Source organism: Sphaerisporangium viridialbum (genome assembly GCF_049674955.1).
Lineage (GTDB): Bacteria > Actinomycetota > Actinomycetes > Streptosporangiales > Streptosporangiaceae > Sphaerisporangium > Sphaerisporangium viridialbum.
This window is the reverse complement of sequence record NZ_CP187232.1, coordinates 1,026,264-1,048,177: the sequence shown is the minus strand read 5'-3', so window position 1 is coordinate 1,048,177 and position 21,914 is coordinate 1,026,264. Positions and strand designations below refer to the sequence as shown.

Here is a 21,914-nt window from a genome sequence, read left to right as displayed (position 1 = left end):
CCGCCGCGGGCGGCTCAGCGAGGCAGGACGGCCCTGAGCCGCTCCTCGCGCAGCCTGTCGTACCAGCTGTCGTCGATCGGGGTCAGCGGACCGGTCGCCCAGCCCAGGAAGACGTCGGCGAGCCAGGGGTTGCGTGCGAGCGCCGGGCCGTGGAGGTACGTACCGACGATCTTGCCCGCGTGACACCCCTCGGTGCCGTCGCCGTTGCCCGTGCCGACCACCGTGCGCGACAGCGGGCGTACCCCGGGACCGAGACGGGTGACGCCCATGTGGTTCTCGAAGCCCGTCAGCATGTGCCCGCCGAGCCCCGTGTCGACCTCGGCGGCCAGCTCGCCCACCGCGCGGGCGGGGCCTCGGGAGCTCGCGATGTCGAGCAGGCCGATGCCCGCCACGGGCTGGCCCTCCTCGCCGCCGAACACCGACCCCATGATCTGGTAGCCCGCGCAGACCGCCAGGAGCGACGCCCCGAGGTCGATCGCCCGCTTAAGGCCGCCGTCGCGCCGGAGCCGCTCGGCCGCGAGGATCTGCGGCCGGTCCTCTCCGCCGCCGATGAGGTAGATGTCGCCCGAGTCGGGCACAGGGTCGGCCGAGCGGACGTAGACGGTCTCGACGGGGATGCCCCGCTTACGGGCCCGCTGCTCCAGGATCAGGACGTTGCCCTGGTCGCCGTACGTGCTCAGCAGGTCCGGGTAGATCCATACGATGCGCAGGGCGCTGTCAGACGGCACGGCCGAACTCCGCTCGAATCTGCTGGAAGGCTGTGTAGTTGGCGATCACGTCGACCCGGCCGGGCGCCTGGCGGGCGACGGCCTGCTCGAAGGTGTCGCAGAGCTCGAAGGGCACCCCGGCGACGTCGAGCCGCAGCGCCAGGTCGAGCCGCCGCTCGCCCGTCACGAAGACGGGCCGGCCGCTCAGGATGCGGTAGTCGACGTCCCAGAGCCAGGAGGTGTCGCGGCCGTCCGGCCCCTGGGCGTTCACCGACAGGACGATCGGCAGGGACGGGTCGGCGACCTCGAAGGCCTCCAGCCAGCCCGCGGGGTTCTTGGCGAGCAGCAGCCGCAGCGAGCGCCCGTCGCGCTCGACCGTCGTGTAGCGCCCGGCGACCGACCTGACCTCACGGAGCCTCGGAAGCGCGCGGTCGACGGATAGGCCGAACAGCTCGGCGGTCGCCAGCGCGATGACGGCGTTCGCGCGGTTGGCCCGGCCGGGGAGCTGGAGGTCGAGCACCCAGCGCTGCCGCCGGGGGTCGATCACCCCGTCGTCGTCGAGCACCCAGGTGGGCTCGGGACGGCGGAACGTGCACTCGCGGCAGGCCCAGTCGTTGCCCTTGCGGTCGAGAGGACCGCCGCACTGGGGACAGCACCAGGAGTCCTCCTTCCAGGGCTGCCCGCAGGAGACCCAGGTGACCCGGGCGGCGGTCGAGGCGCCCCAGGTGACCAGCGGATCGTCGCAGTTGGCGATCACGTGGGTGTCCTTGCCGGCGAGGGCGCGCTGCCACTTCTGGGCGAGCAGCCAGATCTCGGCCGCGCGGTCCATCTGGTCGCGGCTGAGGTTCATCAGGCAGACGACGGTCGCGCCGGTCGTGTCGAGCACCTCGGGGAGGTACTTCTCGTCGACCTCCAGCACGGCGAAGGGCGCCTGCTTGGCCTGGGACAGCGCAGAAACGTGACCGGCCGGCATGTTCGCGCCGAAGGCGTTGGTGGCGACCTCGCCGAGCTCCTGGAGCTCCGAGGTGATCAGCCGGGTGGTGGTCGTCTTGCCGTTCGTGGCGCTGACCAGCACGAGCTTGCGGTCGGCGGCCAGCTTGCGCAGCAGGTCGGGCTCCAGGATCAGCCCGACGCGCCCGCCGATCACCGATCCGTCACCGCGCCCGGTGACCCGGGAGAGGGTGGCGGCAGTACGCCCGAGGGCACTCGCTAGCTGAGCACGCAGCGGTAGCTGGGTCATGCCCGAGATCCTAGTGCGGGTCGCGCGAACAGTTCCCAACGAGGCTCACGAGCCGGCGCGCTAGTCGAGGAAGGAGAGCTCCGCCTGGTTCTCCGCGCCCCCCTCGAACGGCAGCACGAACCGCCTCGGCCACGCCAGGACGGTCTCCAGCCACCCGGCGCCCATCGTCTGGGCGATGTGACGTACCCGGTCACGCGGCTCGACGCCGATGGCGACGGTCATGAAGTCCCTCTGGATGCCCTCGTGCTCGTCGTCGCCGAGCAGGACCCGCCAGGCGAGAGCCCGGTTGCGGTCCATCTCCATCGACAGCGGGTGGTGGCGCAGGGCCTTGGCACGGTGCCCGAGCAGCTCGGTGCGCCCCCCGGTGTCCACCGGCCCCGACCCGTTGACCCCGAGATGCGGGTACGGCCGGCCGGAGGGGTCGGTGCCGAACAGGGCGTACTCCATCGCGGGGGCGGGACTGCGGAGGTTCGGCGCCTGGTGGCCGTACGGGAAGAGCCTGTCGACCTCGTGGACCCAGCGGACCTGCGGGATCACCCACGCCGCGCCCGGGCGCTCGCCGGGGGCCGGCTTGGCGTCCCCCGACGGGTCGAGCAGCGCCGCCGCCACCTCGGCCGCCTTCACCGTCAGCAGGCTCGGGTCGTAGAACGTGCGCAGCGACCACGCCCGCCTCGCCACCGCGCGCTCCACGAGCGTGGCGAGCAGGCACTCGCGGCGCCTCGCGGGAAGCTCGGCCCAGATGTCGGCGAGCACGCGCGGGACGCCCGGCAGCGACCGGTTGGTGCAGAAGGCCAGCACCACCGTGTCGGTCCAGATGCGCAGCCAGGCCCACTCGGGGGCGTCGGCGAGCAGGTCCGCCTCGCGCAGCTCGAACAGCGTGCAAGCCTTGCCGGTCGTGCACTCGTGCCCGCAGGCGGCGGACCTGCGCCCGCGGATGGGCGGGATCGGGCCGAGGAGGGTGTGCTCGCGGTCCTCTCCTAGCGGTACCTGGATGCGCAGCGGGCGGTCCATGCCGTCGGCGAAGACCGCGGCGGTGCCCGGCTGCAGCGAGACGACCTGGCGGGACTGCTCCTCGCTGAGGTTCATCGCCGCGCCGACGAGCCTGCGGTCGTCCTCGGCGGGGAGCCGGTGCACGACCTTCAGCGCGGTGTTCTTCACCACGTCCGCGATGAGCTTGGTGGGGATCTGCTCGGCCACGACGATGCCCTCGCCGTACGCGCGGATCTCGGCGAGCATCCCCGCCAGCAGCTCCACCGCGTGGGTGCTGGCCCGCTGGGAGCCCCTGTCGCGCAGCAGCCGGTGCGCCTCCTCGATGACGATGACGTGCTGGAGTCCGCGGGCCTTCTCCTCCCTGGCGCGCATCCGCAGGTGCTCGACGATGCGGATGATGAGCGTGCCCATCAGGAACGCCTTGTCCTCGTCGTTCGCGACGTCCTCGATCGCGAACACGACGTTGCGCTGCAGGAGGCCGCCGATGTCGGCGGGGTGGCCGCCCTCGAAGAACCGCCCCGCGGAGCCGACCCGGAGGCTACGCAGCCGCAGGCTGATGAAGCCCTCGACGTCGGCCTGGACCTCCCTGCCGTACCCGATCTCCTGGATGACCTCAAGGGCGTGGGTCTGTAACTGCTCCAGCGTGGGCACCGACGGCTGCACCGCGGCTCCCGGGATGCCGCCGCCGGTGACGACGTCCCAGCCGTTGGCCTCGTACACGCGCTGGAGCGCCAGCGACATGATCTGCGGGAACGGCTCCTCGGCGTCGAAGGCCGCCATGAACAGCGCCCTGACCATGTCGATGTGCGCCTGCACCGGATAGCCGGGCTCGGGGGCGAGCGGGTTGACGCTGAACGGTACGTTGTCGGGCGCCGATGGGTTGATCACCGTGAGCGGCGCCAGGTGCTCCATGCGCCCGGCCATCGCGGCGTACTCGGACTTGGCGGGCTCGATCGCGAGCCACGGGATGCCGGCCTCGCTGAGCTGCTCCAGCAGGTGGCGCACGGTCTGCGACTTGCCGGACCCGGTCGCCCCTGTGACGAAGGCGTGCCGGTTGAGCGTCGCCAGCGGCACCCGGAACGACCCGACCGCGCGGTCCTGCCCGTCGATGATCGCGCCGAGGTCGAGCACGGGCTCCCCGGTGTTGCGGACGTCGGCCTCGCTGGTCACGTCGAAGAAGCCCGCGTCGAGCACCCGAACGCCGGGGACCTCGCGGCGGGGCAGCCCGGCGAGGGCGGCGAGCGCCCCCGCGGTGGCCGCGAAGGGCGACGCCGCGCCGTCGGCGGAGTCCTGGAGGGTCACGCCCAGCGCCTCGGCGAAGCCGTACACCGGCTCGACGGCGGTGGCCCGGCCGAAGCCGGCGAGGATCGGCAGCGACAGCGCGCTGCGCAGCCGGTAGGGATGGTGGCTCATCTCGACCGAGCCGACGAGGACCGGCGCGATCTGCCGCAGCTCGTCGGGGCCCGCCGCGCCGGCCAGCACCCGGACGTTCCACAGCCCGGCCTCGCGGAAGGCGTCGAGCTCCTGCATCCGCCGCTCGGCCCGCTCGGCGTCGAACCTGCTGCGCTCGGAGGCGTCGCCGTACTGCCGCAGCACGTTGAGCTGGGTGCGCAGGTGGGCGACCTCGGCGTCCAGCAGGTCGGTGGGCTCGGCCACGACGAGCCAGGCGAACGGGCGCGACATCAGCGTGACCAGCGTGGACTCGAACAGCGTGGGACGCAGCAGCTCGTCGGGGCCCGGCTCCCTGCGCCCGTTGAGCGGCGGGGCCTGGCGGCCGGGGCAGGGTGTCCAGGCGAGGTCGGCGAGGTCGGCGAGCCAGTCGTCGCCGATTTCCACGCCCCGCGCGCCGCCGGGGAACAGCAGCGGCTGCGGCCCCTGGGGTGCCTCCTCAACGGTGGCGCTGGACGCGCGCCGGGGCGGGCGCGGTGGCGTGAGCGGGCCCGCGTTGGTGATCAGCTCCAGGGGCGCGCCGGATCCGCGGGAGAGCCATCCGATGACGAAGGGCCGGTTGCGCTGGGCGGCGGACAGCACGGCGGGCAGGACGGTGACGAAATCCCACTCGGCCGACGAGCTACGCGAGGGGGCCGTGATCGCCTGGATGCGATACCACGGACCACTCAGCGGGAACGGCGCGCTGGGCGCTGCGGAGGACACGCTTGCCTGCATATCAAGCTCAAATCCCTTATGCCACTGTCGTTTGCCAGGGGATTACCTGTTCAATGCCGTGTCCTCCAGTCCAGCCGCTCGGGCGGCGGGCCCAGATTGGGCGGGAAAGGGTCCTCCTCTGGCACGGGCTCGGGCTCCGGCGGGGTCAGCATGACCCGGCGAACCTCCTCGAACTCCCCCAAAGTGGTCTTGGGGAAGGTGAGGATGGCCGGGTTGGCGTCGGCGAGCCGCACCTGCCGCCCCTCGGCCGTCGCATGGGTGACGATCACCGAGGTCGTGGGGAGTTGCTGGAGCTGGTGCGGCTCGACCAGGAACTCCCTGCTGCGGTGGAGCACGCGCTCCTCCCCCATCGCCTTGGTGGCGCTGCGCCCCCACTCGGTGGACTCGGTGATGCCTTCCTTGAGGTCGCCCTCGCCCTTCTCCTCCTCGCCGGGGCCGGTGCGACCGGCGTCGTCGCCGACCGTGGAGGTGTAGGAGCCGTTCACGCCGTCGACGGCCGGGCTGATGGTCTCGGTGAGCTGGGCCAGCTCCAGGCGGTGCTCGGTGCCCATGTGCTCGCTGGCCACCCGGGCGTCCTCGGCGTTGCCGAGGCGCATGAACGCGACGGCCGCGTGCCCCCGGCCGAGGCGCTCCCTGACGGTGGGGGTGAGCGAGCGGTACGTCAGCACGAGGCCCGTCTGCGAGGTCTCGCAGGCGTCCATCAGCCGGTCGAGCACGTCGCCCCTGAGCTTGTCCGCGCCCGCGACGATGATCGTGTGGTACCAGGGACGCTCGGAGGCCGGTGACTGCCGCAGGATGTGCGTCAGCGCGGTGGCGACGTACGTGCCGAGCACGCGGTTGCCGAAGACCCCGGCCTGGCGGTCCATGGAGACCACGCGCAGCCGCGCGGGCGGCAGCTTCACCGCCTCGGAGCCGAGCGTCTCCAGCTTGCGGAGCTGGGACTCAAGGGCCCAGGCGCGCTCGATCACCACGCGGTCGGTCACGCCCCTGCCGAACAGCGTGCCGATGCGTTCGAGCTGGGTGGCGGTGAGCAGGCCGTACCGCAGGTCGTCGCGCGGGTCGCCCACCTGGGCGAGGGCGCGCAGCGCGGCCGTGACCTGGTTGATCGTGGCGTTCTCGCCCAGCACCTCGAGCACGCGTTCGAGGATGGCGTTGTCGAAGCTCAGGTCTCGGGTGGTGCGGTGCTCCTCGCTGACGCTGACGACGTGGGCGAGCACGTCGGCGAACGCCTCGGGCGGCAGCGTCGCGCCGAGGTCGAGCCTCGGCAGGTCGACGGGGAGCACCCAAACCAGGGGGTCGTCGCCGCCGCGCCTGGCCAGCTCGATGAGATCCTTGGCGATGGCGCCCTCGGACAGGTCGAGCACGGTGAGGTGGCCGCCGCTGTACAGCCGGGTCGCGCCGAGCAGGGTGATCAGCGCGGACCAGCCGGGCAGCGTGCCGCCCGCGACGTCGATGCGGTCGATCTCGTCGGGCACGGCCACGGCGTACCAGGTGAGCTGCCGGTCGTACTGCTCCTTCTTGGCGGCCCACTCGCGGTAGCGCTCCGCGTGCTCCTCCTGGGCGTCGAACAGCTCGCGCTCACGGCGCTCACGGCGCTGGTCGGCCCGCGACTCCTGCTCCCTGATGCGGGAACGGAGCGCCCGCTCGCCCTGGTGGACGGCGTAGCCGCAGATCGTCGCCACGCCGCCCGTGGCGACCAGCCCGATGACGACGAACGGCCAGCCGATCATCTCGCTGACGCCGAGGCCGAGGATGAGGACCGCGAGGATGCCCATGAAGATGCCGACGATCTTCACGGGGCGGTTGAGCAGGTCTTCCTGGAGGCGCTCCCTGCGGACCCAGGCCGGGTCGACCGGGGCGGGCTCCTCGGAGATCTCTCCGGGCGAGGGGCGCCTCGGCGGCGGGCCCGGATCGGGGTACAGCATCGCGTACTGCCAGCCCAGGTAGATCCGGTCAGCCTGCAACTGCGCATGCTCTGGGTGCACGTCCGCCACCGGACCTCCACCTGTCAATGGTCGCGCTTGCTGGGGAGCTTGCCGGCCCCATGCCCGTGAACTAGCTCTCCGACTGTGACAGCGTATGAGTTGGACCCCCTATTGGGGCAGGGTTCTCGCCATTCGGACCAGATTCCTGGCATCCCGCCCGGCTGACGGGACGAACGAGTCAGATGGGCAACCGTTCACGATTACGATCGTGTGGCATGACGTCCTCCGTCCCCCGCGGCAGCCGTCGCCGGCGACCGGTCCTCGTGCCGGCCGCCGTCCTGCTGGCCGCGGCGAGCATCGGCGCCGTCGCCGCGCTCGGCGGCCTGCGGGAGGCCCCTCCCGAGAAGCCTCCACAGCGGCGGGCGGGCCAGGAGATCGACCAGGACGTGTTCCGTACGAAGATCGAGGACGCGTTCGTGCACCAGGTGACCTTCGACGGCGATGATCCCTCCGCGCCGAGGCACACCGTCCTGGACCTGAGCCTGAGGATCTACAACGACGCGGAGGTGAGCGTGCCTCTGGCGTACCTGGAGAACTCCCTGCTGCGGGTGGTGTCGCGCGACGGCGAGAAGCTGATGGTCCCCGGGAGCATGCCCGGCACCGGGGACACCTGGCTGTACGACACGACCGTGCCAGGCGACGGCGCCCCCAGCAGGCTCCTGCCGCCGAAACGGACCTCGTCGGTGATCATCCGGCTCCGCAAGCGCGGCTCGTCCGAGACCGAGCCCGGCGCCGGCGGGTATCCGGACATCCTCGACATCGACGTCGGCAGGTACGAGAACCACGAGGATCACCTGACCGGGCGCCACATCGCCGAACTGGTGAGGGGCGACGACGACAGGCCCCTGGTCGCCGCGCGGGTCACCATCCCCGTACGGAGGGCGGCGTGACGGCCGCGCCCCCCACGGCCGCGCCGCCCACGGCCCCGCCGACCGGCGGGCGGCGGCTCCTGCGGTACCTGGGCAACGGGGTCGTCGCGCTCGCCGTCGGCGCCGCGGCCGTGTACGCCCACACGTTCGTGATGAACAAGGACGATCTGGACGCCCCGCTGACCTCCCAGGCGGCGGCGGGCGCGGTGGCCTCGACGGGAAGGTTCAGCGCCAGGCTCGACAAGGTCGTGGCCGCCTCGTCCCTGAGGCTGCTCACGACCAGCACCGACCCGGACGGCGGCCATGTGGAGGTGAAGAAGTCCGCGCGCGTCGGCACCCCCGACGTCTTCGTCGTCGCCACGGTCGGCGCGACCTCCCCTGATGAGCCGACACGGCTGGAGAACGCGTGGCTCAGGACGGCCGACGGCATCGAGTACGCGGCCACCGACCGCGTCGACCCGGCCTTCACGCTCTCCCGGCGCCCGGTGCAGCACGGCTGGTGGGTCGACGTGGTGTTCGTGTTCGAGGTCCCTCGGGAGGCGGTTCCCGGAGCCTCGATCGTCGTCTCCGCACCCTCCTCGAACGGCATCTACGACCAGATCTATCCCAACCGCTACAACCAGCTCCTCCCCGAGGCCGCACTGGCCCTCTCGGCCGACGACACGGCGGCCAGGCACCTGCTCGACGACGTGAAGCCCTCGTGGCAGCTGGTGGCCGAGGAGTGAGCACATGAGCGATACGTACGCCCCGGGGCCTGAGGACTCCACGTGGGACGCCTTCAAGCCGGTGGCGCGCGACGGTGCCTCCACCGGCTCCTTGCCCGCCGTCCCGCCGGCGCCTTCCCCCCGGGAGCCGAAGCGGCGAAGGCTTCCGCGTGCGGTGCGCGGCGTCCTTCTCACCCTGGCGGCCGTCGCGCTGGTCGCGGTCACGGTCGGCGTGCAGTGGTGGGACCGTTCGGCATGGGTCGCGGAACGGTATCCCGCCGAGGTGGTCAAGGACGTCCCGCGCGGGCAGAGCGTCGTCCTCCACGGCATGCGCTGGCAGGTCAGCCTGGCGCCCGGCCCGCGATCGAACGACCCCGCCGCCGCCGCGCTGGTCGCGACCGTCCAGGTCACCCCGGTCTCGGCCGGGGAGATCGCCGGCTACCGCACCCCGGACTTCCGTACGCGCGGCAGGACCGGCGGCGAATGGGAGGCCGTGCCGGCCGGGACGCCGACCTCCTCGGACCTGAAGGTGGGCAGGACGTCGCGGTTCACGGTGGTCACGGCCGTGCCCAGCGCACTGCGGGACACCGCGGAACTGGTGCTGAGCTACTCGCCCCGCGAGACGCTGCGCTTCGCCCGCTGACGCGTCGCCGCGACGTCGAAGGTGGCGGCGAGCAGGCAGAGCGTCAACGTGGTGAAGATCAGGTCCCTGCCGAAGTGGACGGGGATCTGGTAGACCTCCCATTCGAGCTGGCGGTGCGCGGCGCCGATCAGGTAGTACACCCCTCGCTCGGCGTAGTCCGCGCCCACGTGGAGCAGCATGTAGCACAGGCACATCACCGTGAAGAGCGGAGCGCCGCCCCTGAGGGTGAGCCGCAGGGCGTTGAGCACCGGAGGCCATCTGTCGAGCCCCGCCCGCACGAACAGCACGTGCGTGCCGCGCCGGGTCAGCCGGTGGGTCCGCCGCTCGACCGCGCCGGCCGCCTGTTCCAGCGAGGTGCCCCTGATCAGGGCGCGGCCGTCCTCGGAGTACGCCCCGTAGACCAGGATCGCCAGGGTCAGCCAGGTGAGCGGCACCACCAGTCCCTCGACGATGTGGGGACGCATGCCGGCTAGCCACTCCATCGCGGTGCGCCAGCCCGGCACGGCCTCCTCCAGCGCGGCCCAGTGGTCGTTCCACCACGCGGTGGCGACCCGTCGCCCGAGCCACGCCGAGCGGTCCTCGGCGAAGGTGAACACCAGGACGGCGCCGTAGAAGGTGTACGCCAGCTCGCAGAAGGCCACGCCGAAGGCCAGCTTCGCCCCGCCCCTGCGCTCGTGGAGCGCCGACAGCACGTAACGGGCGACCATGGCGAGCGCCGTGAAGACGATCGCCACCTTCAGGTCGAGCAGGAGGTTGGTACCGGCGTCCGGGCGGACGGGCTCGGCCGGCGTCCCCTGTCCCGTGCCCAGGGCTCTGTTCACCAGCGCGGCCGTGTAGGTGTCGTACTGGTCCGCGTAGCGCTCCATGTCCGCGTCCGCGAACTCGCGCGCGTCGGCGGTCTGCCAGCCCCACGCCAGGTAGATGGCCACGAAGACGATGATCGCCCGGCCGAGCCCGGTGAGCAGCGGCTCGTCCTCGCCCCCTTCGGCGCGCCGGGCACGCGTCTCGGTCAGCATGCCGCGCAGGGAGTGCAGCATGCCCACGGTGACGATCATGCCGAGCATCACCATGACGATGAAGTCCAGCATGACGCCCGCCAGGCGCCACTGCCGGAAGGAGCCGTGCGACAGCTCGGACCCTGCCACGAGGAGCCCGAAGCGCCCCAGCTCGCCGAGGGTGAACCACAACACGAGCGGGACCAGGCGGCGTCCCCAGATGGCCAGGGTGTAGAGCGGGAGCCCGTACGGCGAGCGCCTCCACCATCTGACGGCGGAGGACGCCTGCGGTGACCCAGCCCCCAAGGCCAGCGATTCGGACATCCTGGGCATGTTATCGATCACGTCTCGGGGTCCGCAGGGCATCTCCACAACCCGCGGTCAGGTTTCGCCACACCCGGGTTTCCTCGAAGCCGTGCCGGGTTCCTGCATAGTTGCGGACTTGTAGCGCTCATTCCTGGGACGAACGAGGCGGAAGGGGAACAAGCAACGACTACCATCCTGTGGCATGACGTCCACCCCTACTGGCGGCGGTTCACGACGACGGCGACCGGTTCTCCTACCGGTCCTGGCCGTTCTGGCGGCCGCGACCGTGGGTGTGAGCGCGGCCTTCGGCGGCCTCAAGGACGCCCCCGAGGAGAAGCCCGAGCAGCTCGGCAAGGGCGCGGAGGTCGACCAGGTCCAGATGACCACGCTGTTCGAGGACGCCGTCGTCCGCCCCGGCGGCAAGGACGGCCTCGGCATCTCCGACAAGCGCTACCTGCAGATCACCATGAAGGTGACCAACAAGTCCGGACAGACGCTCCTCGCCCAGAGGATGGACGAGGCGCTTGTCACGATCAGGGCCGACGGCAAGGTCATCCTGCCCGGGTCGGCCACGTCGACCGGCCCCAACATCGTGACGATCTCCGGAGGCCGCACGTATCGTCAGCTGCATCCCGAGGTGCCCGCGACGGTGGTCATGGCATTCGAGCTGCAACCGGGCGAGCCGGCCCCCAAGAACGTCCAGATCGACGCGGGCATCTACGAGTGGCACGAGGACTTCTTCCACAGGTCCCACTACTGGCAGCTGACGCAGAAGAAGGTGCCGCTGACAGCGGAGGACCGCAAGAAGGGCAAGGCCTTCCGTTTCGCGCCCACGGTCCTCGCCCAGGTCGACCTGCCGGTCCGTGTGGAGGAGGTGTGATGGTCACCTCCCGCAGCCTCGTACCGGACGCGCCTCCCGCGGCGCCCGCCCGTCCTGAGCCGCCGCGCCGCCGCGTTCCGCTGTGGCGCAGGACGGTGAGCGCGGTCGTCGGGCTAGCGCTGGTGTGCGCCGCGGTCTACGTCCAGACGCGCGTGCTGACGACCGACCAGAGGAGGGAGCCGCTGACCGTGTCGGGCGGCATGCACCAGGAGCTGCGCACCTCGCACTTCTCCGCCCGCCTGGAGCGCGTCGAGTTCGCGCGGTCCGTACGGGTCAAGAAGAAGTACGGGACCGAGAACGCCACGCCCGACGAGGTCTTCCTGATCGCGAAGGTGGGGCTCACCGCACCCCGGCGGCCGCTCCGGCTCACCGCGCACCTGGTCACCGCCGACGGCCTGAGCTTCGAGCCCACGGACCGGGTGGATCTCAGCGCGACGCTCGGGGACAAGGACATCCAGCCGGGGTGGTGGCGCTCCGGCTTCTACTTCTTCGACATCCCCGCGGACAAGGTGGCGGGGGCCCGGGTGGTCGTGGCCGAGCCCGCGACGCTGTTCGGCACCGACTTCATGCCGGAAACCGCCATGGATCTCGGGCTAGACCAGGCGAAGGCCAGCCAGATGATCGATGCCGCGAAGGACGTCTACGAGGTGAGCGGCTGATGCGCGACCAGAATCCCGACGACACCGGCGTCTGGAGCCCTCCCGCCGCCGAGCCGTCCTGGTTCACCCCGTCCAAGCGCCTGCCCCGCCCCGACGCCAGGGTCTGGCCGCCTCCTGAGCCGGAGCCCAGAGGCAGCTCCACGGTGCCGATCCCCGTGATCCAGGACGGGCCGGCCCCCCGCCGCCAGCCGTGGCCGCCTCCGCCGGCAGCCCCGGCCGCGCCGCCTTATGCGGGACCGCCGCCCGTCTCGTCCCCCATGCCGCCCGTCCAGGCCTCCGCGCCGGCGCAGCCCTCGCGGCGGCGCAGGCGCCCGATGCCGAAGGGGGCGAAGATCGCGCTGCAGCTCGCCGGAGCCGTCGGGCTGACCGCCGCGTTCCTCGCCGTACGGGGGTACGACGCGCTGAGCCGGTTCGAGAAGAGCGTCCCTCAAGCGCAGGTCCAGCAGGTGGCGGCCGGCCAGGAGGTGTCGCTGGCGGACGCGAAGTGGCGGTTCCTCGGCATCGCCGTCGTGCCGGACCAGCAGCCGGACATGCCCGACCGCACCGTGCTCCAGATCGACGTGCAGACCACCCCGCTGAACGCCGATGGCACGAAGTACTGGTACAGCCTGCCCGGCTTCTACCTGGCCGACAAGGCGGGCCGCAAGTGGACGGCCGAGCCGTGGAAGACGCCCGACGCGCTCTCACCCGGCGTGCCCGGGCGCTTCACCCTGCTGAGCGTGGTCCCGAAGGAACTGGTCGACCAGGTCGAGCTGATGATGTGGCCGAACGCCTACGCGGGAGAGCAGGAGTCGGGGCAGGCTCTGCGGTTCGGCCGCTGACCGCCGAGGCCCGCCGCCGTTCGGCGGAGGCGGCGACGTCGAAGGTCGCCGCCAGCAGGCAGGTGGTGAGCACGGTGACCCCGAGGTCAACCGCGAAGGTGATCGGCACGAAGACGACGTCCCAGTAGAGCAACGGGTAGTCGTTGCCCGCCAGGTACTCGAGGCCGCGAGCCGCGTACCCCTCGCCGACCTTGATCGCCGCGAAGCAGAGGGCGAACATCCCGAACAGCGGCGCGCCGCCCCGCACGACCAGGCGCAGGGTGTGCGCGAGCGCCACCCAGTGCGCCCAGCGGCCGAAGAACCGCGTCAGCGTCTGGCGGGTGAGCGAGTGGGTGCGCGCGGTGATCGCCTCTCCGGCCTGCGCGGCCGTGGTCTCCAGCTTCGTGCCCTTGATCACGGTGCCGGCGTCCTCGGCGTACGCGCCGTACATCAGGATCGCGACGGTCAGCCAGGCGGCGGGCAGCACCAGCGCGTCCCACGCGTACGGCTTGACCGCGCCGACCGCGCTCCAGAACGCCTCCCAGCCGGGGACGTTGAGGGCCAGATCGGCGATGAGGTCGTTCCACCAGGACACGGCGGCCCGGCTGCCCACCCAGTCACCACGCGAGGCGACGACCTGCAGGCCGTAGTAGAAGAAGGAGAGCTCGCAGAACGCGACGGCGACGGCCGCCGAGCGGCTGCCCCGCCTCTCGTGCCAGATCGTGAAGAGGTAGCGCCCCAGGAAGGCGGCGAGCATGATCGCCAGCGTCACGTTGAAGTTCAGCCCGATGAGCCCGAGGCCCGTGTCCTGAGTCTCTCCGGTGGTGGGGTTGTAGATGGCGCCGAGATAGCCCTTCTCGCCGCTCTGCCGGGTGATGTCGGTGGTGATGAAGGCCCGCACGTCGTCGAGATTCCAGCCCCAGCTCAGGTAGAGAGCGACGAACGGCACGATGACCCTGCTGAGGCTGCCGACGAAGCCCTCGTCCTCCTCGCCGTCCCCCCGCCTGGCGCGCATCTCCGTCAGCGCCCCGCGAAGCGTGTAGAACATCCCCACGCTGACGATCATGTTCGCCAGGACCATGACGATGAAGATCAGCATCGTGAGGGCGAGCCGCAGGTCGCGCATGGAGCCGTGCGAGAGGTCGGTACCGGCGGCGAGCAGGCCGAACCGCAGCAACTGCCCCGCCGAGTACCACATGACGAGCGGCAGCAGGCATCGCCCGGCCAGGCTCAGGGTGTGCCATGGCAGCGACCAGGCGGCGGGGGTGCGGGTGGATTCGGACATCCGGTGCATCCTATCGACGGCGCACCACGCGTCGCAGCAGCATCAGGGGAAGAGATCCCCATTTGGGGATTCCTTCACCGGCTCCGGGAACGCGAAAGGGCCGGCGTCCCCGTGATGGGAACGCCGGCCCTTTCGAGATGCACATGTGCGGTCTCGCCGCCTGGGCGGCGAGGCTACCTGTCGATCGTCAGACGGCGACCTGGAGCTGGGAGACCTCGCCGAGGCGGGCCTCCACGGCGACGTCCTTGGTGACGCCGCCGCTCGCGATGATGCGGACGGTCCAGGAACCGGGGGCGGCGAAGAAGCGGAAGACGCCCTCGTCGGAGACCACGACCTCGCCGGTGAACTCGCCGGAGTGGTCGAGGAGGCGAGCGTATGCCGTGCCGGTGCCGGTGACGACACCCTGGATCACGGACTGGGTGGACAGATCGATGCCTGCCGGAAGCGCGACGGTCTGCTCCGGCGCGGCGCAACCCTGAACGGTCATCAGCGGGCCTCCCCCAACTCGATCGGCACGCCCACGAGCGAGCCGTACTCGGTCCACGAGCCGTCGTAGTTCTTCACGTTCGGCTGGCCGAGGATCTCGTGCAGCACGAACCAGGTGTGGGCGGAACGCTCGCCGATGCGGCAGTAGGCGATCGTGTCCTTGTCGAAGTCGACGCCCTCGCCGGCGTAGAGCTCCTGCAGCTCCTTGTCGGACCGGAAGGTGCCGTCGTCGTTCGCGGCCTTGGACCACGGGACGTTGCGGGCGGTCGGGATGTGGCCACCCCGCTGCGCCGCCTCCTGAGGCAGGTGGGCCGGGGCGAGGAGCTTGCCCGAGAACTCGTCGGGCGAGCGGACGTCCACGAGGTTGAGCTTGCCGATCGCGGCGACCACGTCGTCGCGGAAGGCACGGAGCGAGAGGTCCTGGTCCTTGGCGGCGTACTGCGTCTCGGGACGCGACGGCGCCTCGGTGACCAGCTCGCGCGAGTCGAGCTCCCACTTCTTGCGGCCGCCGTCGAGGAGACGGACGTTCTCGTGGCCGTAGAGCTTGAAGTACCAGTACGCGTAGGCGGCGAACCAGTTGTTGTTGCCACCGTAGAGGACCACGGTGTCGTCGTTGCCGATGCCCCGAGCCGACAGGAGGGCCTGGAAGCCCTCACGGTCCACGAAGTCGCGGCGGACCGGGTCCTGCAGATCCTTCTTCCAGTCGATCTTCACGGCACCACGGATGTGGCCCTTGTCATAGGCGCTGGCGTCCTCGTCGACTTCGACGAGCACGACACCAGGAGAGTCGAGGTTGGCCTCGACCCAGTCGGCGTCCACCAGTACGGCGGAGCGGCTCATTAGGGAACCTCCCGTTATCGGGTTGCGGCGGGCATTAGACGGCGGACGATCAAGTACATTTCGCAGCCCAGGCAGAAGCCGAAGGCAGCGTTCAGGAACGCGGCCAGCAGGGCCGCGGCTGTCGCGCCGAGCGCGAGTGGTGTGATCTGCGCGGTGAACCCGATCACGCCGGCGAGCGCGAAGACCAGGCCCACACCCTGCGCGAAGCGGGGTGGGGCGGCGTCCTCCATCTGCGCCGGCGGACCGAGTCTCGGCCGCACCAACCGTCTGAATACCGACCCGTACGGTGAGACTCCGGCGACCCCCAGGGCGAAGACCACACCCTGAGCGAGGAGCAGCCAAGCGTTGCCCGTGAGCAGAACCAGCGCCAGGATGAGCGTCGTGATGGCCGCGGAAAACCGCGTGCTTCTTGGATCGACCTGCATGGCGGAAAGCTCCTGAAGGGATCGTGCCGGAAACGCATGGATCGGGCACTATTCAGAGCGGTGCGGTGGTGAAAACCGCGAGATCGCCCTCAGGCCATACGACAGAGCGCGGTGGCTACGCGGCAGAAGTCAACCGCGCGCCGCTTCGTCAGCAGCTCTGTCGAGGGTGTCATGTCCACGACAGTACTCGCCGTCTTGCCATCTGTCACGTCGCGTCCGATTCATGAGATGCCGCGAACCCGAGGGCCGCGATCACATCCACCTTGCGCGGTTGGCCGGAGGCCTTTTTGATCACTTTTCCGGCCCCGTCCAGCACCAGGACCGTCGGCGTGCGCATCACGTCGAACCGCCGCACCAGGTCGAGCCGGGACTCCGCGTCGATCTCCACGTGCCGCACGCCGGGCACCATGCCGGACACCTCCGACAGGATGCGCCGGGTCGCCCGGCAGGGCTGGCAGAAGGCCGTGGAGAACTGCACCAGCGTGGCGCGCTCGCCCAGCTCCTCGCCGAGGTCACCGGCGGCCACGACGTCCATCTCACTCCTCACGGCGCGAACGGCGCGCATGGCTCCGTCGCGCCGCCTCATCGCCAGCCCGGCGACGAGACCGGCGGCCAGCGTCACGCAGAGCACCACCAGGCCTGTCATCGCCAGCGACAACAGCCGCCGCCCGGCCGCCATTCCCGTGGGCGCCTACGGCTTCCCGACCCACAGCAGGCGCTTGCCCGAGGAGGCGCGGATGTCGACCCCGCGGATGCGGTCCATCGTCAGCTCGGTGTGCCCGGTGAACGTGGCGGGCCCTTTCCGGTAGTCGGCGGCGTCGACCGTCCAACTGCCGACCGGGGACTGGGTGCCGTCGGTCCCGACCGCGGTCACCCGGCAGGACGTACCGGCCGGGACGCCGGACAGGACGATCTCGACGGTCGTGCCCTCGCCCCCCGGGGTCAGGGTCAGCTCGGCACGAACCCGGCCGTTGCTGTTCGACGCGGCCACGGGGGACCTCGACGGCAGCGGTTCGTCCTTGAGCATGGCCGACGCCTGCGGGCTCGCGGCGAAGGGATCGGTGCGCTGGGAGTCCTCCGCCCGCTGGGCGGCGCTCCCTTGGGCGCTGCTCGCGGCCGGAGCGCCCGCGGCCGTCGTGTCGGCGGCCGGCGAGTGCCCCACCGCCAGCCAGGCGGAACCGCCGAGGACGACCGCCACCAGGGACGCCGCGAGGCCGAACACCACCCTGTTCACCCGGTGGCGCCTGGCCGAAGCGGAGATCAGGCGGTCGAGGACGGCGTGCGGCGGGCTGGCCGCCTGCTCGATGTCCTCCTCGGAGACCCGGGCGAGCAGCGCGGTGAGCCCGCTCAGCTCGTCCAGCTCGGCGCGGCAGTCGGGACAGGTCGCGAGATGCGCCTCGACCTGGACCGCCTCGTCCGCGTCCAGCGCGCCCAGCATGTACGCGCCGAGCGACATCCGTACGTCCTCACAGGCGCTCATGGCGCGAGCCCCCGCTCCTCAAGTGCGAGCTTCAGCGCGCGAAGCGCGTAGTACGTGCGCGACTTGACCGTGCCCGCCGGGATGCCCAGCACCTCGGCGGCCTCCTTGACCGACCGGCCGCGGTAGTAGGTCTCCATCAAGACCGCGCGGTGCTCCGGCCGCAGGTCCGCGATGGCGTCGGCGACCCCCCAGGACTCCACCGCACGCTCCAGCTCGTCGTCGGCGGGGATCACGGCGAGGGCCTCGTCCGTGGTCTCCTGCGGCCGGGACCTGCGCGCGCGGTGGTGGTCGACGACCAGGTTGCGGGCGACGGTGAACAGCCACGCCCGTACGGGGCGGTCGGTCAGCACGTCGGGGTGCTTCCACGCCCGCAACAGCGTCTCCTGTACCACGTCCTCCGCCTTGCCCGGATCGCCCGTCAGTCGCAACACGTAACCGTAGAGTGACCCCGCGTGCTCGTCGAAGAGGGTGCGTATCAGCTGCTCGTCGGCGGTTCCGGCGGGGCTCACATTCTCATGACGTACGGCGGCGCGGTCCGGTTCAGCCACGCAACGGCACGTCCGTCGCCGTGCCGTCGATGGCCAGGCCCTCGGGGGTGGAGCGCACTTTCTCGATCTTGAGGTTCAGCGGCAGGTCCTTGACGGGCACGGTGAAACTGAGTGCCTGGGTGGCGTTCGGCACCTGGATGCCGTTGACGTTCTCGGGCGTCAGCCGCACGCCGCCCTTGACGATCTCGATCTTCATCTTCGCCGTGACGGGGATGGAGATGCCTGCCACCGTGAGCTTGCCCGTGACGTTCAGGGTGTCGTCGCCGTTGCCCTGCACCTTGAGCCCGCGCGGCGCGCGGGCGTCCAGGGTCTGCCGCGAGATCACCACCGTGCCGGTGACCCGCTCGGCGCGGATGTCGGCCTTGGCGGAGTCCTGGATGAGGTCCATGAGCGGGGCGTTCACGCCGTGCAGGACCGCGTCGATGCGCGAGATCTTCGCACCGTCGGGCGTCGTCATCGGCCCAATCGCGACGGCGATCTCCTCGTAGCGGCCGGAGATCGCCTGGGTGAGGAAGGGGATGCCGCGCACCTCGACCTTGGGGGGCGTGGCGAGGTCGTACTGGGCCGCCACCTGGCGGGAGACCTCGCTCTGCACGCCGGCCACGGCCACGCGGTCGACGACGACCAGAAGGACGCCGAGCAAGATGAGGAACACGATCAGCTTGCGCATCCGACTCCTTCGGGGGGTACGCCTGTGATGACAGTATCCGCGTCGCCCTACTCCCCTGGGCGATACCCCCGAAACGCGTATCAAGCAGGCATTCCCCCACAAGCCGGGAAGAGCCCGCTCAGCCCCCTGCGAAGGGCGGGAGCACCTCCACGGTGGCGCCCTCCGGTATCTCGACCGTGTGGGGGTCACGGGTGCCCGCCGGATTCCCGTTCACCAGAAATGAAGAACGTCCCAGAACGCGCTCCAGATCGGGATTTTCATATTTTAGTGTGATTTTCGCCACGAGGTCACCAAGCGTGCCCGCCTCGAACGGCTCCTCGGCGACGCCGGCCGCCTCCTTGGCCGCCGCCCAGTAGCGCACCGTACCCCTTGCCATCAGCCGCCTCCGTCGTCTACTCATGAGTACCGCACAAAGTGTCAATCACTCACCGCGAGGGAATGGTTACGGTTATTTCCCGCGTGATGGACCGTTCACCTGAATGACGCACTATGGACGCGCCTTTCCTGTGGGCTATCCTCACGTACTGACGGGACCTGGGCGACGTAGCCCCCGGGTCCTTTACGTGTTTGTACGGCTGGCGCCGTCACAACGCGGGGAGGAGGCGGATGCGGTGCGTGAGCGATGCTGTGTCGCCTCACCCCCCGGTCAGCCTCTGGATTAGGAGGTGCTGTGAGTAACCTGCTCCTGCTCACCAATGCTCTGGAGCCCTCAGCGGAGGTGCTGCCCGCACTCGGGCTGCTGCTCCACTCGGTTCGGGTCGCTCCCGCGGAGGCGTCCGCGCTTATCGACGCACCACCGGCCGACGCAGTCCTGGTGGACGCGCGAAGGGAGCTCGTGCACGCCAAGAGCCTCTGCCGCCTCCTTCGCACCACGGGCATCGACTGCCCGCTCATGGTGATCGTCACAGAAGGCGGCCTCGCCGCGATGACCGCCGAGTGGGGAGCCGACGACGTTCTCCTCGACACGGCGGGTCCCGCGGAGGTCGAGGCACGGCTCAGGCTCGCCGTCGGCAGGCTCTCGATCGCCGCCACCGAGGAGGTGCCGGACGAGATCCGCAGCGGCGATCTCTCGATCGACGAGGCCACCTACACCGCCCGGCTCCGCACTCGCGCCCTTGACCTGACCTTCAAGGAGTTCGAGCTCCTCAAGTACCTCGCGCAGCACCCGGGACGGGTCTTCACCCGCGCCCAGCTGCTGCAGGAGGTCTGGGGATACGACTACTTCGGCGGCACCCGCACCGTCGACGTGCACGTGCGCCGGCTGCGCGCCAAGCTGGGCGCCGAGTACGAGTCCCTGATCGGCACCGTCCGCAACGTCGGGTACCGCTTCGTGCCCGACCGCGGCGGCGAGCAGGTCGAGGACCGCGAGCCGGCCCCCGCCCACCACTGAGACCCGGTGAGAAAGGGGCTCGCTCCCCCGACCAGTGCGGAGGAGCGAGCCCTGTTTCTCAGGTGATGACGCCTAGCCGGCGACGGTGATGCGGTTGACGGCCGGCGGGGCGATCGGCGAGTGCGCGCCCAGGTAGGCCACGAACGCGTCGATGTCCAGCGGCCCGCTCCACAGGTCGGTGCCGTCCTTGAAGACGCTGAAGCCGTCTCCGCCGCCGACGAGGAAGTTGTTGGCGGCGACCCTGATCGACTGGGTGTCCGTGACCGGAGTCCCGTTGATCTTGATGTCGGAGACCCGCGAGCCGATCGGCTGCGACAGGTTCACCGTGTAGGTCAGGGACGCCGACGGCTGCAGGATGCGCACGACCGAGCCGCCGCTCTGCCACTGCTGCTCGAGCAGCGCGTCGAGCTTGGCCCCGGTCAGCGTCACGACCTGCATGAGGTTGTTGAACGGCTGCACGGTGAACGCCTCGCCGTACGTCACGACGCCGTCGCCCTCGGAGCCGCTCTGGGCGTAGGACAGGTCGGCGCGGACGCCGCCCGGGTTCATCAGCGCGATCTCGGCGTTGCCGCCGGTCTTCGTGCTCTCGAGCTGCGCGTCGGCGATCAGGTCGCCGAGGGCGGTCTCGCCGGAGGGCCCGGCCGCCCGGCCGATGTCAGCCGTGATCTTGCCGATCGGCTTGTTGGCGACCGTCGAGACCCGGTCCTTCCAGGTCTGGACGAACGTCGTGATCGCCGGGTCGGGCGTGACGTCGCGGGTGACGACGTGGTTGTCGGCGACGACCGAGGAGCGGACGACCTCGCCCGTCTTCTTGTCCACCTGGAAGTCGACCGTCGTCAGCACGCGGCCGAACGACGAGCCCTGGGTGTAGAAGCGGTCCTGGCCGGACGGGTCCTTGGTCTTGCAGATGTAGGCCTGGTGCGAGTGGCCCATGATGACCAGGTCGACGTCCGAGCTGAGGCCCTGGGCGATCCGGCTGCCCGCGCCCGGGGTGACCGGGCAGGCGTCCGGGCTCTGGTTCGGGGTGATCTGGTCACCCTCGTGGACGAGGGCCACGATGGCCTTGACGCCCGCCCGCCGCAGGAGGTCGGCCGCCCGGTTGCCCGAGGCGACCTCCTCGTCGAACTTCAGCCCGGCGATGCCGGCGGCGGTCACGATCGTGGGCGTGGTCTGCGTGACCAGGCCGATGAAGCCGACCTTGACGCCGTTGATCTTCTTGATGGCGACCGGCGGGAGCGCGTACTTGTCGCTCTTCTCCTTGAGGACGTTGGCCGCGAGGTACTCGTACTTGGCGCCCTTCCACTTGCCGGCCGGGGAGCAGCCGTCGGTGGGGTGGCAGCCGCCGTTCTGGATGCGCTTGAGCTCGGTGAGGCCCTCGTCGAACTCGTGGTTGCCGACGGAGGAGACGTCAAGGCCGAGCTTGCCGAGCAGCTCGACGGTCGGCTCGTCGTGGTACGCGGCCGAGATCAGCGGCGAGGCGCCGATCAGGTCGCCGGCCGCCACGACGGCGGAGTTCTTGTTGACCAGCGACTTGAGGTGGGTCGCCAGGTAGGCGGCGCCGCCGGCGGGCACGGACGTCCCGCTCTCGTTGACGATCGCGCCACTCGAACCGGTCGGGGGCTCCAGGTTGCCGTGGAAGTCGTTGATGGAGACGAGCCGCACGGGCACCGTCACGGGAGGCTTCGGAGGTTTCGGGTTCGCGGACGCGGGGCCGGCGACGATGGCGAGGCCGGTGGCCGCCACTATGCCGGCGACCGCGATCCGCGTGAACGATCGTGAGGTCATAACCATCGAGGTTAGAGACGTAACACCAGCATAAAACGAACCAGAGGTAACGATATGCCCC

General features: G+C 70.7%; 23 protein-coding genes. 7 read left to right on the top strand and 16 right to left on the bottom strand.

The window, feature by feature from the left end:
- Nucleotides 1-14: 14 nt before the first annotated feature.
- From ACOZ38_RS04865 to ACOZ38_RS04850, 4 genes are all read right to left on the bottom strand, one after another.
- The gene (locus ACOZ38_RS04865) at nucleotides 15-728 is read right to left on the bottom strand and encodes a type 1 glutamine amidotransferase (RefSeq protein ID WP_424529000.1); all 714 of its coding nucleotides are present in this window, start codon (nucleotides 726-728) and stop codon (nucleotides 15-17) included.
- The gene (locus tag ACOZ38_RS04860) at nucleotides 718-1,947 is read right to left on the bottom strand and encodes a MurT ligase domain-containing protein (RefSeq protein WP_405144310.1); all 1,230 of its coding nucleotides are present in this window, start codon (nucleotides 1,945-1,947) and stop codon (nucleotides 718-720) included. The genes ACOZ38_RS04865 and ACOZ38_RS04860 overlap by 11 nt, the downstream gene beginning before the upstream one ends.
- Before the next feature lie 60 nt (nucleotides 1,948-2,007).
- Entirely contained in the window at nucleotides 2,008-5,091 is a 3,084-nt protein-coding gene (locus ACOZ38_RS04855) for an ATP-binding protein (protein ID WP_424528999.1), read from the bottom strand.
- Nucleotides 5,092-5,153: 62 nt separating this feature from the next.
- Nucleotides 5,154-7,097 carry a hypothetical protein gene (locus tag ACOZ38_RS04850; RefSeq protein WP_424528998.1) on the bottom strand — a complete coding sequence of 648 codons (1,944 nt, stop codon included), beginning with the start codon at nucleotides 7,095-7,097 and terminating at the stop codon, nucleotides 5,154-5,156.
- Between the two features lie 206 nt (nucleotides 7,098-7,303).
- Here ACOZ38_RS04850 and ACOZ38_RS04845 point away from each other — a divergent pair, with 206 nt between their 5' ends.
- Genes ACOZ38_RS04845 through ACOZ38_RS04835 form a run of 3 tightly spaced genes read left to right on the top strand, consistent with a single transcriptional unit; the run spans nucleotide 7,304 to nucleotide 9,304 of the window.
- Nucleotides 7,304-7,978: a hypothetical protein gene (locus ACOZ38_RS04845; protein ID WP_424528997.1), complete on the top strand. Its 675-nt coding sequence runs from the start codon at nucleotides 7,304-7,306 to the stop codon at nucleotides 7,976-7,978.
- Nucleotides 7,975-8,682, top strand: a complete 708-nt coding sequence (locus ACOZ38_RS04840; protein ID WP_424528996.1) for a hypothetical protein — start codon at nucleotides 7,975-7,977, stop codon at nucleotides 8,680-8,682. The genes ACOZ38_RS04845 and ACOZ38_RS04840 overlap by 4 nt, the downstream gene beginning before the upstream one ends.
- A gap of 4 nt (nucleotides 8,683-8,686) precedes the next feature.
- Complete coding sequence (locus tag ACOZ38_RS04835; protein WP_424528995.1) at nucleotides 8,687-9,304, top strand: hypothetical protein; 618 nt, start codon at nucleotides 8,687-8,689, stop codon at nucleotides 9,302-9,304.
- Here ACOZ38_RS04835 and ACOZ38_RS04830 read toward each other — a convergent pair.
- Nucleotides 9,268-10,623 (bottom strand): hypothetical protein, encoded by a 1,356-nt coding sequence (locus ACOZ38_RS04830; protein ID WP_424528994.1) that lies wholly within the window; start codon nucleotides 10,621-10,623, stop codon nucleotides 9,268-9,270. The genes ACOZ38_RS04835 and ACOZ38_RS04830 overlap by 37 nt on opposite strands.
- Nucleotides 10,624-10,807: 184 nt before the next feature.
- On the opposite strand from ACOZ38_RS04830, the gene ACOZ38_RS04825 reads away from it, so the two are divergent.
- From ACOZ38_RS04825 to ACOZ38_RS04815, 3 genes are read left to right on the top strand one after another with little or no spacing between them, the layout of a single operon-like run.
- Nucleotides 10,808-11,485, top strand: coding sequence for a hypothetical protein (locus ACOZ38_RS04825; RefSeq protein ID WP_424528993.1), 678 nt, complete (start codon nucleotides 10,808-10,810; stop codon nucleotides 11,483-11,485).
- Nucleotides 11,485-12,144, top strand: coding sequence for a hypothetical protein (locus ACOZ38_RS04820; protein WP_424528992.1), 660 nt, complete (start codon nucleotides 11,485-11,487; stop codon nucleotides 12,142-12,144). Before ACOZ38_RS04825 ends, ACOZ38_RS04820 begins: the two co-directional genes overlap by 1 nt.
- Complete coding sequence (locus ACOZ38_RS04815; RefSeq protein ID WP_424528991.1) at nucleotides 12,144-12,965, top strand: hypothetical protein; 822 nt, start codon at nucleotides 12,144-12,146, stop codon at nucleotides 12,963-12,965. Before ACOZ38_RS04820 ends, ACOZ38_RS04815 begins: the two co-directional genes overlap by 1 nt.
- On the opposite strand, the gene ACOZ38_RS04810 is transcribed toward ACOZ38_RS04815, so the two are convergent.
- The 10 genes from ACOZ38_RS04810 to ACOZ38_RS04765 all read right to left on the bottom strand — a co-directional run bounded on the left by ACOZ38_RS04810 (nucleotide 12,850) and on the right by ACOZ38_RS04765 (nucleotide 19,054).
- Nucleotides 12,850-14,229, bottom strand: coding sequence for a hypothetical protein (locus ACOZ38_RS04810; RefSeq protein WP_424528990.1), 1,380 nt, complete (start codon nucleotides 14,227-14,229; stop codon nucleotides 12,850-12,852). The genes ACOZ38_RS04815 and ACOZ38_RS04810 overlap by 116 nt on opposite strands.
- 187 nt (nucleotides 14,230-14,416) lie before the next feature.
- Nucleotides 14,417-14,716: a DUF1416 domain-containing protein gene (locus ACOZ38_RS04805; protein WP_405144290.1), complete on the bottom strand. Its 300-nt coding sequence runs from the start codon at nucleotides 14,714-14,716 to the stop codon at nucleotides 14,417-14,419.
- A complete protein-coding gene (locus ACOZ38_RS04800) occupies nucleotides 14,716-15,555 on the bottom strand; it encodes a sulfurtransferase (RefSeq protein ID WP_424528989.1) in 840 nt (279 codons plus the stop codon). The genes ACOZ38_RS04805 and ACOZ38_RS04800 overlap by 1 nt, the downstream gene beginning before the upstream one ends.
- A 14-nt stretch (nucleotides 15,556-15,569) precedes the next feature.
- A complete protein-coding gene (locus ACOZ38_RS04795; RefSeq protein WP_424528988.1) occupies nucleotides 15,570-15,980 on the bottom strand; it encodes a DUF4395 domain-containing protein in 411 nt (136 codons plus the stop codon).
- 89 nt (nucleotides 15,981-16,069) lie between these two features.
- Nucleotides 16,070-16,153, bottom strand: coding sequence for a putative leader peptide (locus ACOZ38_RS04790; protein WP_358546035.1), 84 nt, complete (start codon nucleotides 16,151-16,153; stop codon nucleotides 16,070-16,072).
- Between the two features lie 32 nt (nucleotides 16,154-16,185).
- On the bottom strand, nucleotides 16,186-16,626 hold the full coding sequence (locus ACOZ38_RS04785) for a thioredoxin family protein (RefSeq protein ID WP_424528987.1): 441 nt from the start codon (nucleotides 16,624-16,626) through the stop codon (nucleotides 16,186-16,188).
- Between the two features lie 45 nt (nucleotides 16,627-16,671).
- Nucleotides 16,672-17,460 carry a zf-HC2 domain-containing protein gene (locus ACOZ38_RS04780; RefSeq protein WP_424528986.1) on the bottom strand — a complete coding sequence of 263 codons (789 nt, stop codon included), beginning with the start codon at nucleotides 17,458-17,460 and terminating at the stop codon, nucleotides 16,672-16,674.
- Nucleotides 17,457-17,969 carry a sigma-70 family RNA polymerase sigma factor gene (locus ACOZ38_RS04775; protein WP_424528985.1) on the bottom strand — a complete coding sequence of 171 codons (513 nt, stop codon included), beginning with the start codon at nucleotides 17,967-17,969 and terminating at the stop codon, nucleotides 17,457-17,459. The genes ACOZ38_RS04780 and ACOZ38_RS04775 overlap by 4 nt, the downstream gene beginning before the upstream one ends.
- Before the next feature lie 31 nt (nucleotides 17,970-18,000).
- Complete coding sequence (locus ACOZ38_RS04770) at nucleotides 18,001-18,678, bottom strand: DUF2993 domain-containing protein (protein ID WP_424528984.1); 678 nt, start codon at nucleotides 18,676-18,678, stop codon at nucleotides 18,001-18,003.
- A 118-nt stretch (nucleotides 18,679-18,796) separates the two neighbouring features.
- Complete coding sequence (locus ACOZ38_RS04765; protein WP_405144283.1) at nucleotides 18,797-19,054, bottom strand: MoaD/ThiS family protein; 258 nt, start codon at nucleotides 19,052-19,054, stop codon at nucleotides 18,797-18,799.
- A gap of 294 nt (nucleotides 19,055-19,348) precedes the next feature.
- Here ACOZ38_RS04765 and ACOZ38_RS04760 point away from each other — a divergent pair, with 294 nt between their 5' ends.
- Complete coding sequence (locus ACOZ38_RS04760) at nucleotides 19,349-20,068, top strand: response regulator transcription factor (RefSeq protein WP_363915147.1); 720 nt, start codon at nucleotides 19,349-19,351, stop codon at nucleotides 20,066-20,068.
- A gap of 72 nt (nucleotides 20,069-20,140) precedes the next feature.
- On the opposite strand, the gene ACOZ38_RS04755 is transcribed toward ACOZ38_RS04760, so the two are convergent.
- A complete protein-coding gene (locus ACOZ38_RS04755) occupies nucleotides 20,141-21,853 on the bottom strand; it encodes a bifunctional metallophosphatase/5'-nucleotidase (protein WP_424528983.1) in 1,713 nt (570 codons plus the stop codon).
- Nucleotides 21,854-21,914 lie beyond the last annotated feature (61 nt).

Bases quoted from the DNA above. Each gene is read 5' to 3' on its own strand.
- ACOZ38_RS04780 (WP_424528986.1), bottom strand. From the start codon at position 17,460: ATGAGCGCCTGTGAGGACGTACGGATGTCGCTCGGCGCGTACATGCTG.
- ACOZ38_RS04845 (WP_424528997.1), top strand. From the start codon at position 7,304: ATGACGTCCTCCGTCCCCCGCGGCAGCCGTCGCCGGCGACCGGTCCTC.
- ACOZ38_RS04835 (WP_424528995.1), top strand. From the start codon at position 8,687: ATGAGCGATACGTACGCCCCGGGGCCTGAGGACTCCACGTGGGACGCC.
- ACOZ38_RS04795 (WP_424528988.1), bottom strand. From the start codon at position 15,980: ATGCAGGTCGATCCAAGAAGCACGCGGTTTTCCGCGGCCATCACGACG.
- ACOZ38_RS04800 (WP_424528989.1), bottom strand. From the start codon at position 15,555: ATGAGCCGCTCCGCCGTACTGGTGGACGCCGACTGGGTCGAGGCCAAC.
- ACOZ38_RS04825 (WP_424528993.1), top strand. From the start codon at position 10,808: ATGACGTCCACCCCTACTGGCGGCGGTTCACGACGACGGCGACCGGTT.
- ACOZ38_RS04790 (WP_358546035.1), bottom strand. From the start codon at position 16,153: ATGACACCCTCGACAGAGCTGCTGACGAAGCGGCGCGCGGTTGACTTC.
- ACOZ38_RS04805 (WP_405144290.1), bottom strand. From the start codon at position 14,716: ATGACCGTTCAGGGTTGCGCCGCGCCGGAGCAGACCGTCGCGCTTCCG.
- ACOZ38_RS04770 (WP_424528984.1), bottom strand. From the start codon at position 18,678: ATGCGCAAGCTGATCGTGTTCCTCATCTTGCTCGGCGTCCTTCTGGTC.
- ACOZ38_RS04755 (WP_424528983.1), bottom strand. From the start codon at position 21,853: ATGACCTCACGATCGTTCACGCGGATCGCGGTCGCCGGCATAGTGGCG.
- ACOZ38_RS04785 (WP_424528987.1), bottom strand. From the start codon at position 16,626: ATGACAGGCCTGGTGGTGCTCTGCGTGACGCTGGCCGCCGGTCTCGTC.
- ACOZ38_RS04815 (WP_424528991.1), top strand. From the start codon at position 12,144: ATGCGCGACCAGAATCCCGACGACACCGGCGTCTGGAGCCCTCCCGCC.
- ACOZ38_RS04860 (WP_405144310.1), bottom strand. From the start codon at position 1,947: ATGACCCAGCTACCGCTGCGTGCTCAGCTAGCGAGTGCCCTCGGGCGT.
- ACOZ38_RS04820 (WP_424528992.1), top strand. From the start codon at position 11,485: ATGGTCACCTCCCGCAGCCTCGTACCGGACGCGCCTCCCGCGGCGCCC.
- ACOZ38_RS04830 (WP_424528994.1), bottom strand. From the start codon at position 10,623: ATGTCCGAATCGCTGGCCTTGGGGGCTGGGTCACCGCAGGCGTCCTCC.
- ACOZ38_RS04810 (WP_424528990.1), bottom strand. From the start codon at position 14,229: ATGTCCGAATCCACCCGCACCCCCGCCGCCTGGTCGCTGCCATGGCAC.
- ACOZ38_RS04765 (WP_405144283.1), bottom strand. From the start codon at position 19,054: ATGGCAAGGGGTACGGTGCGCTACTGGGCGGCGGCCAAGGAGGCGGCC.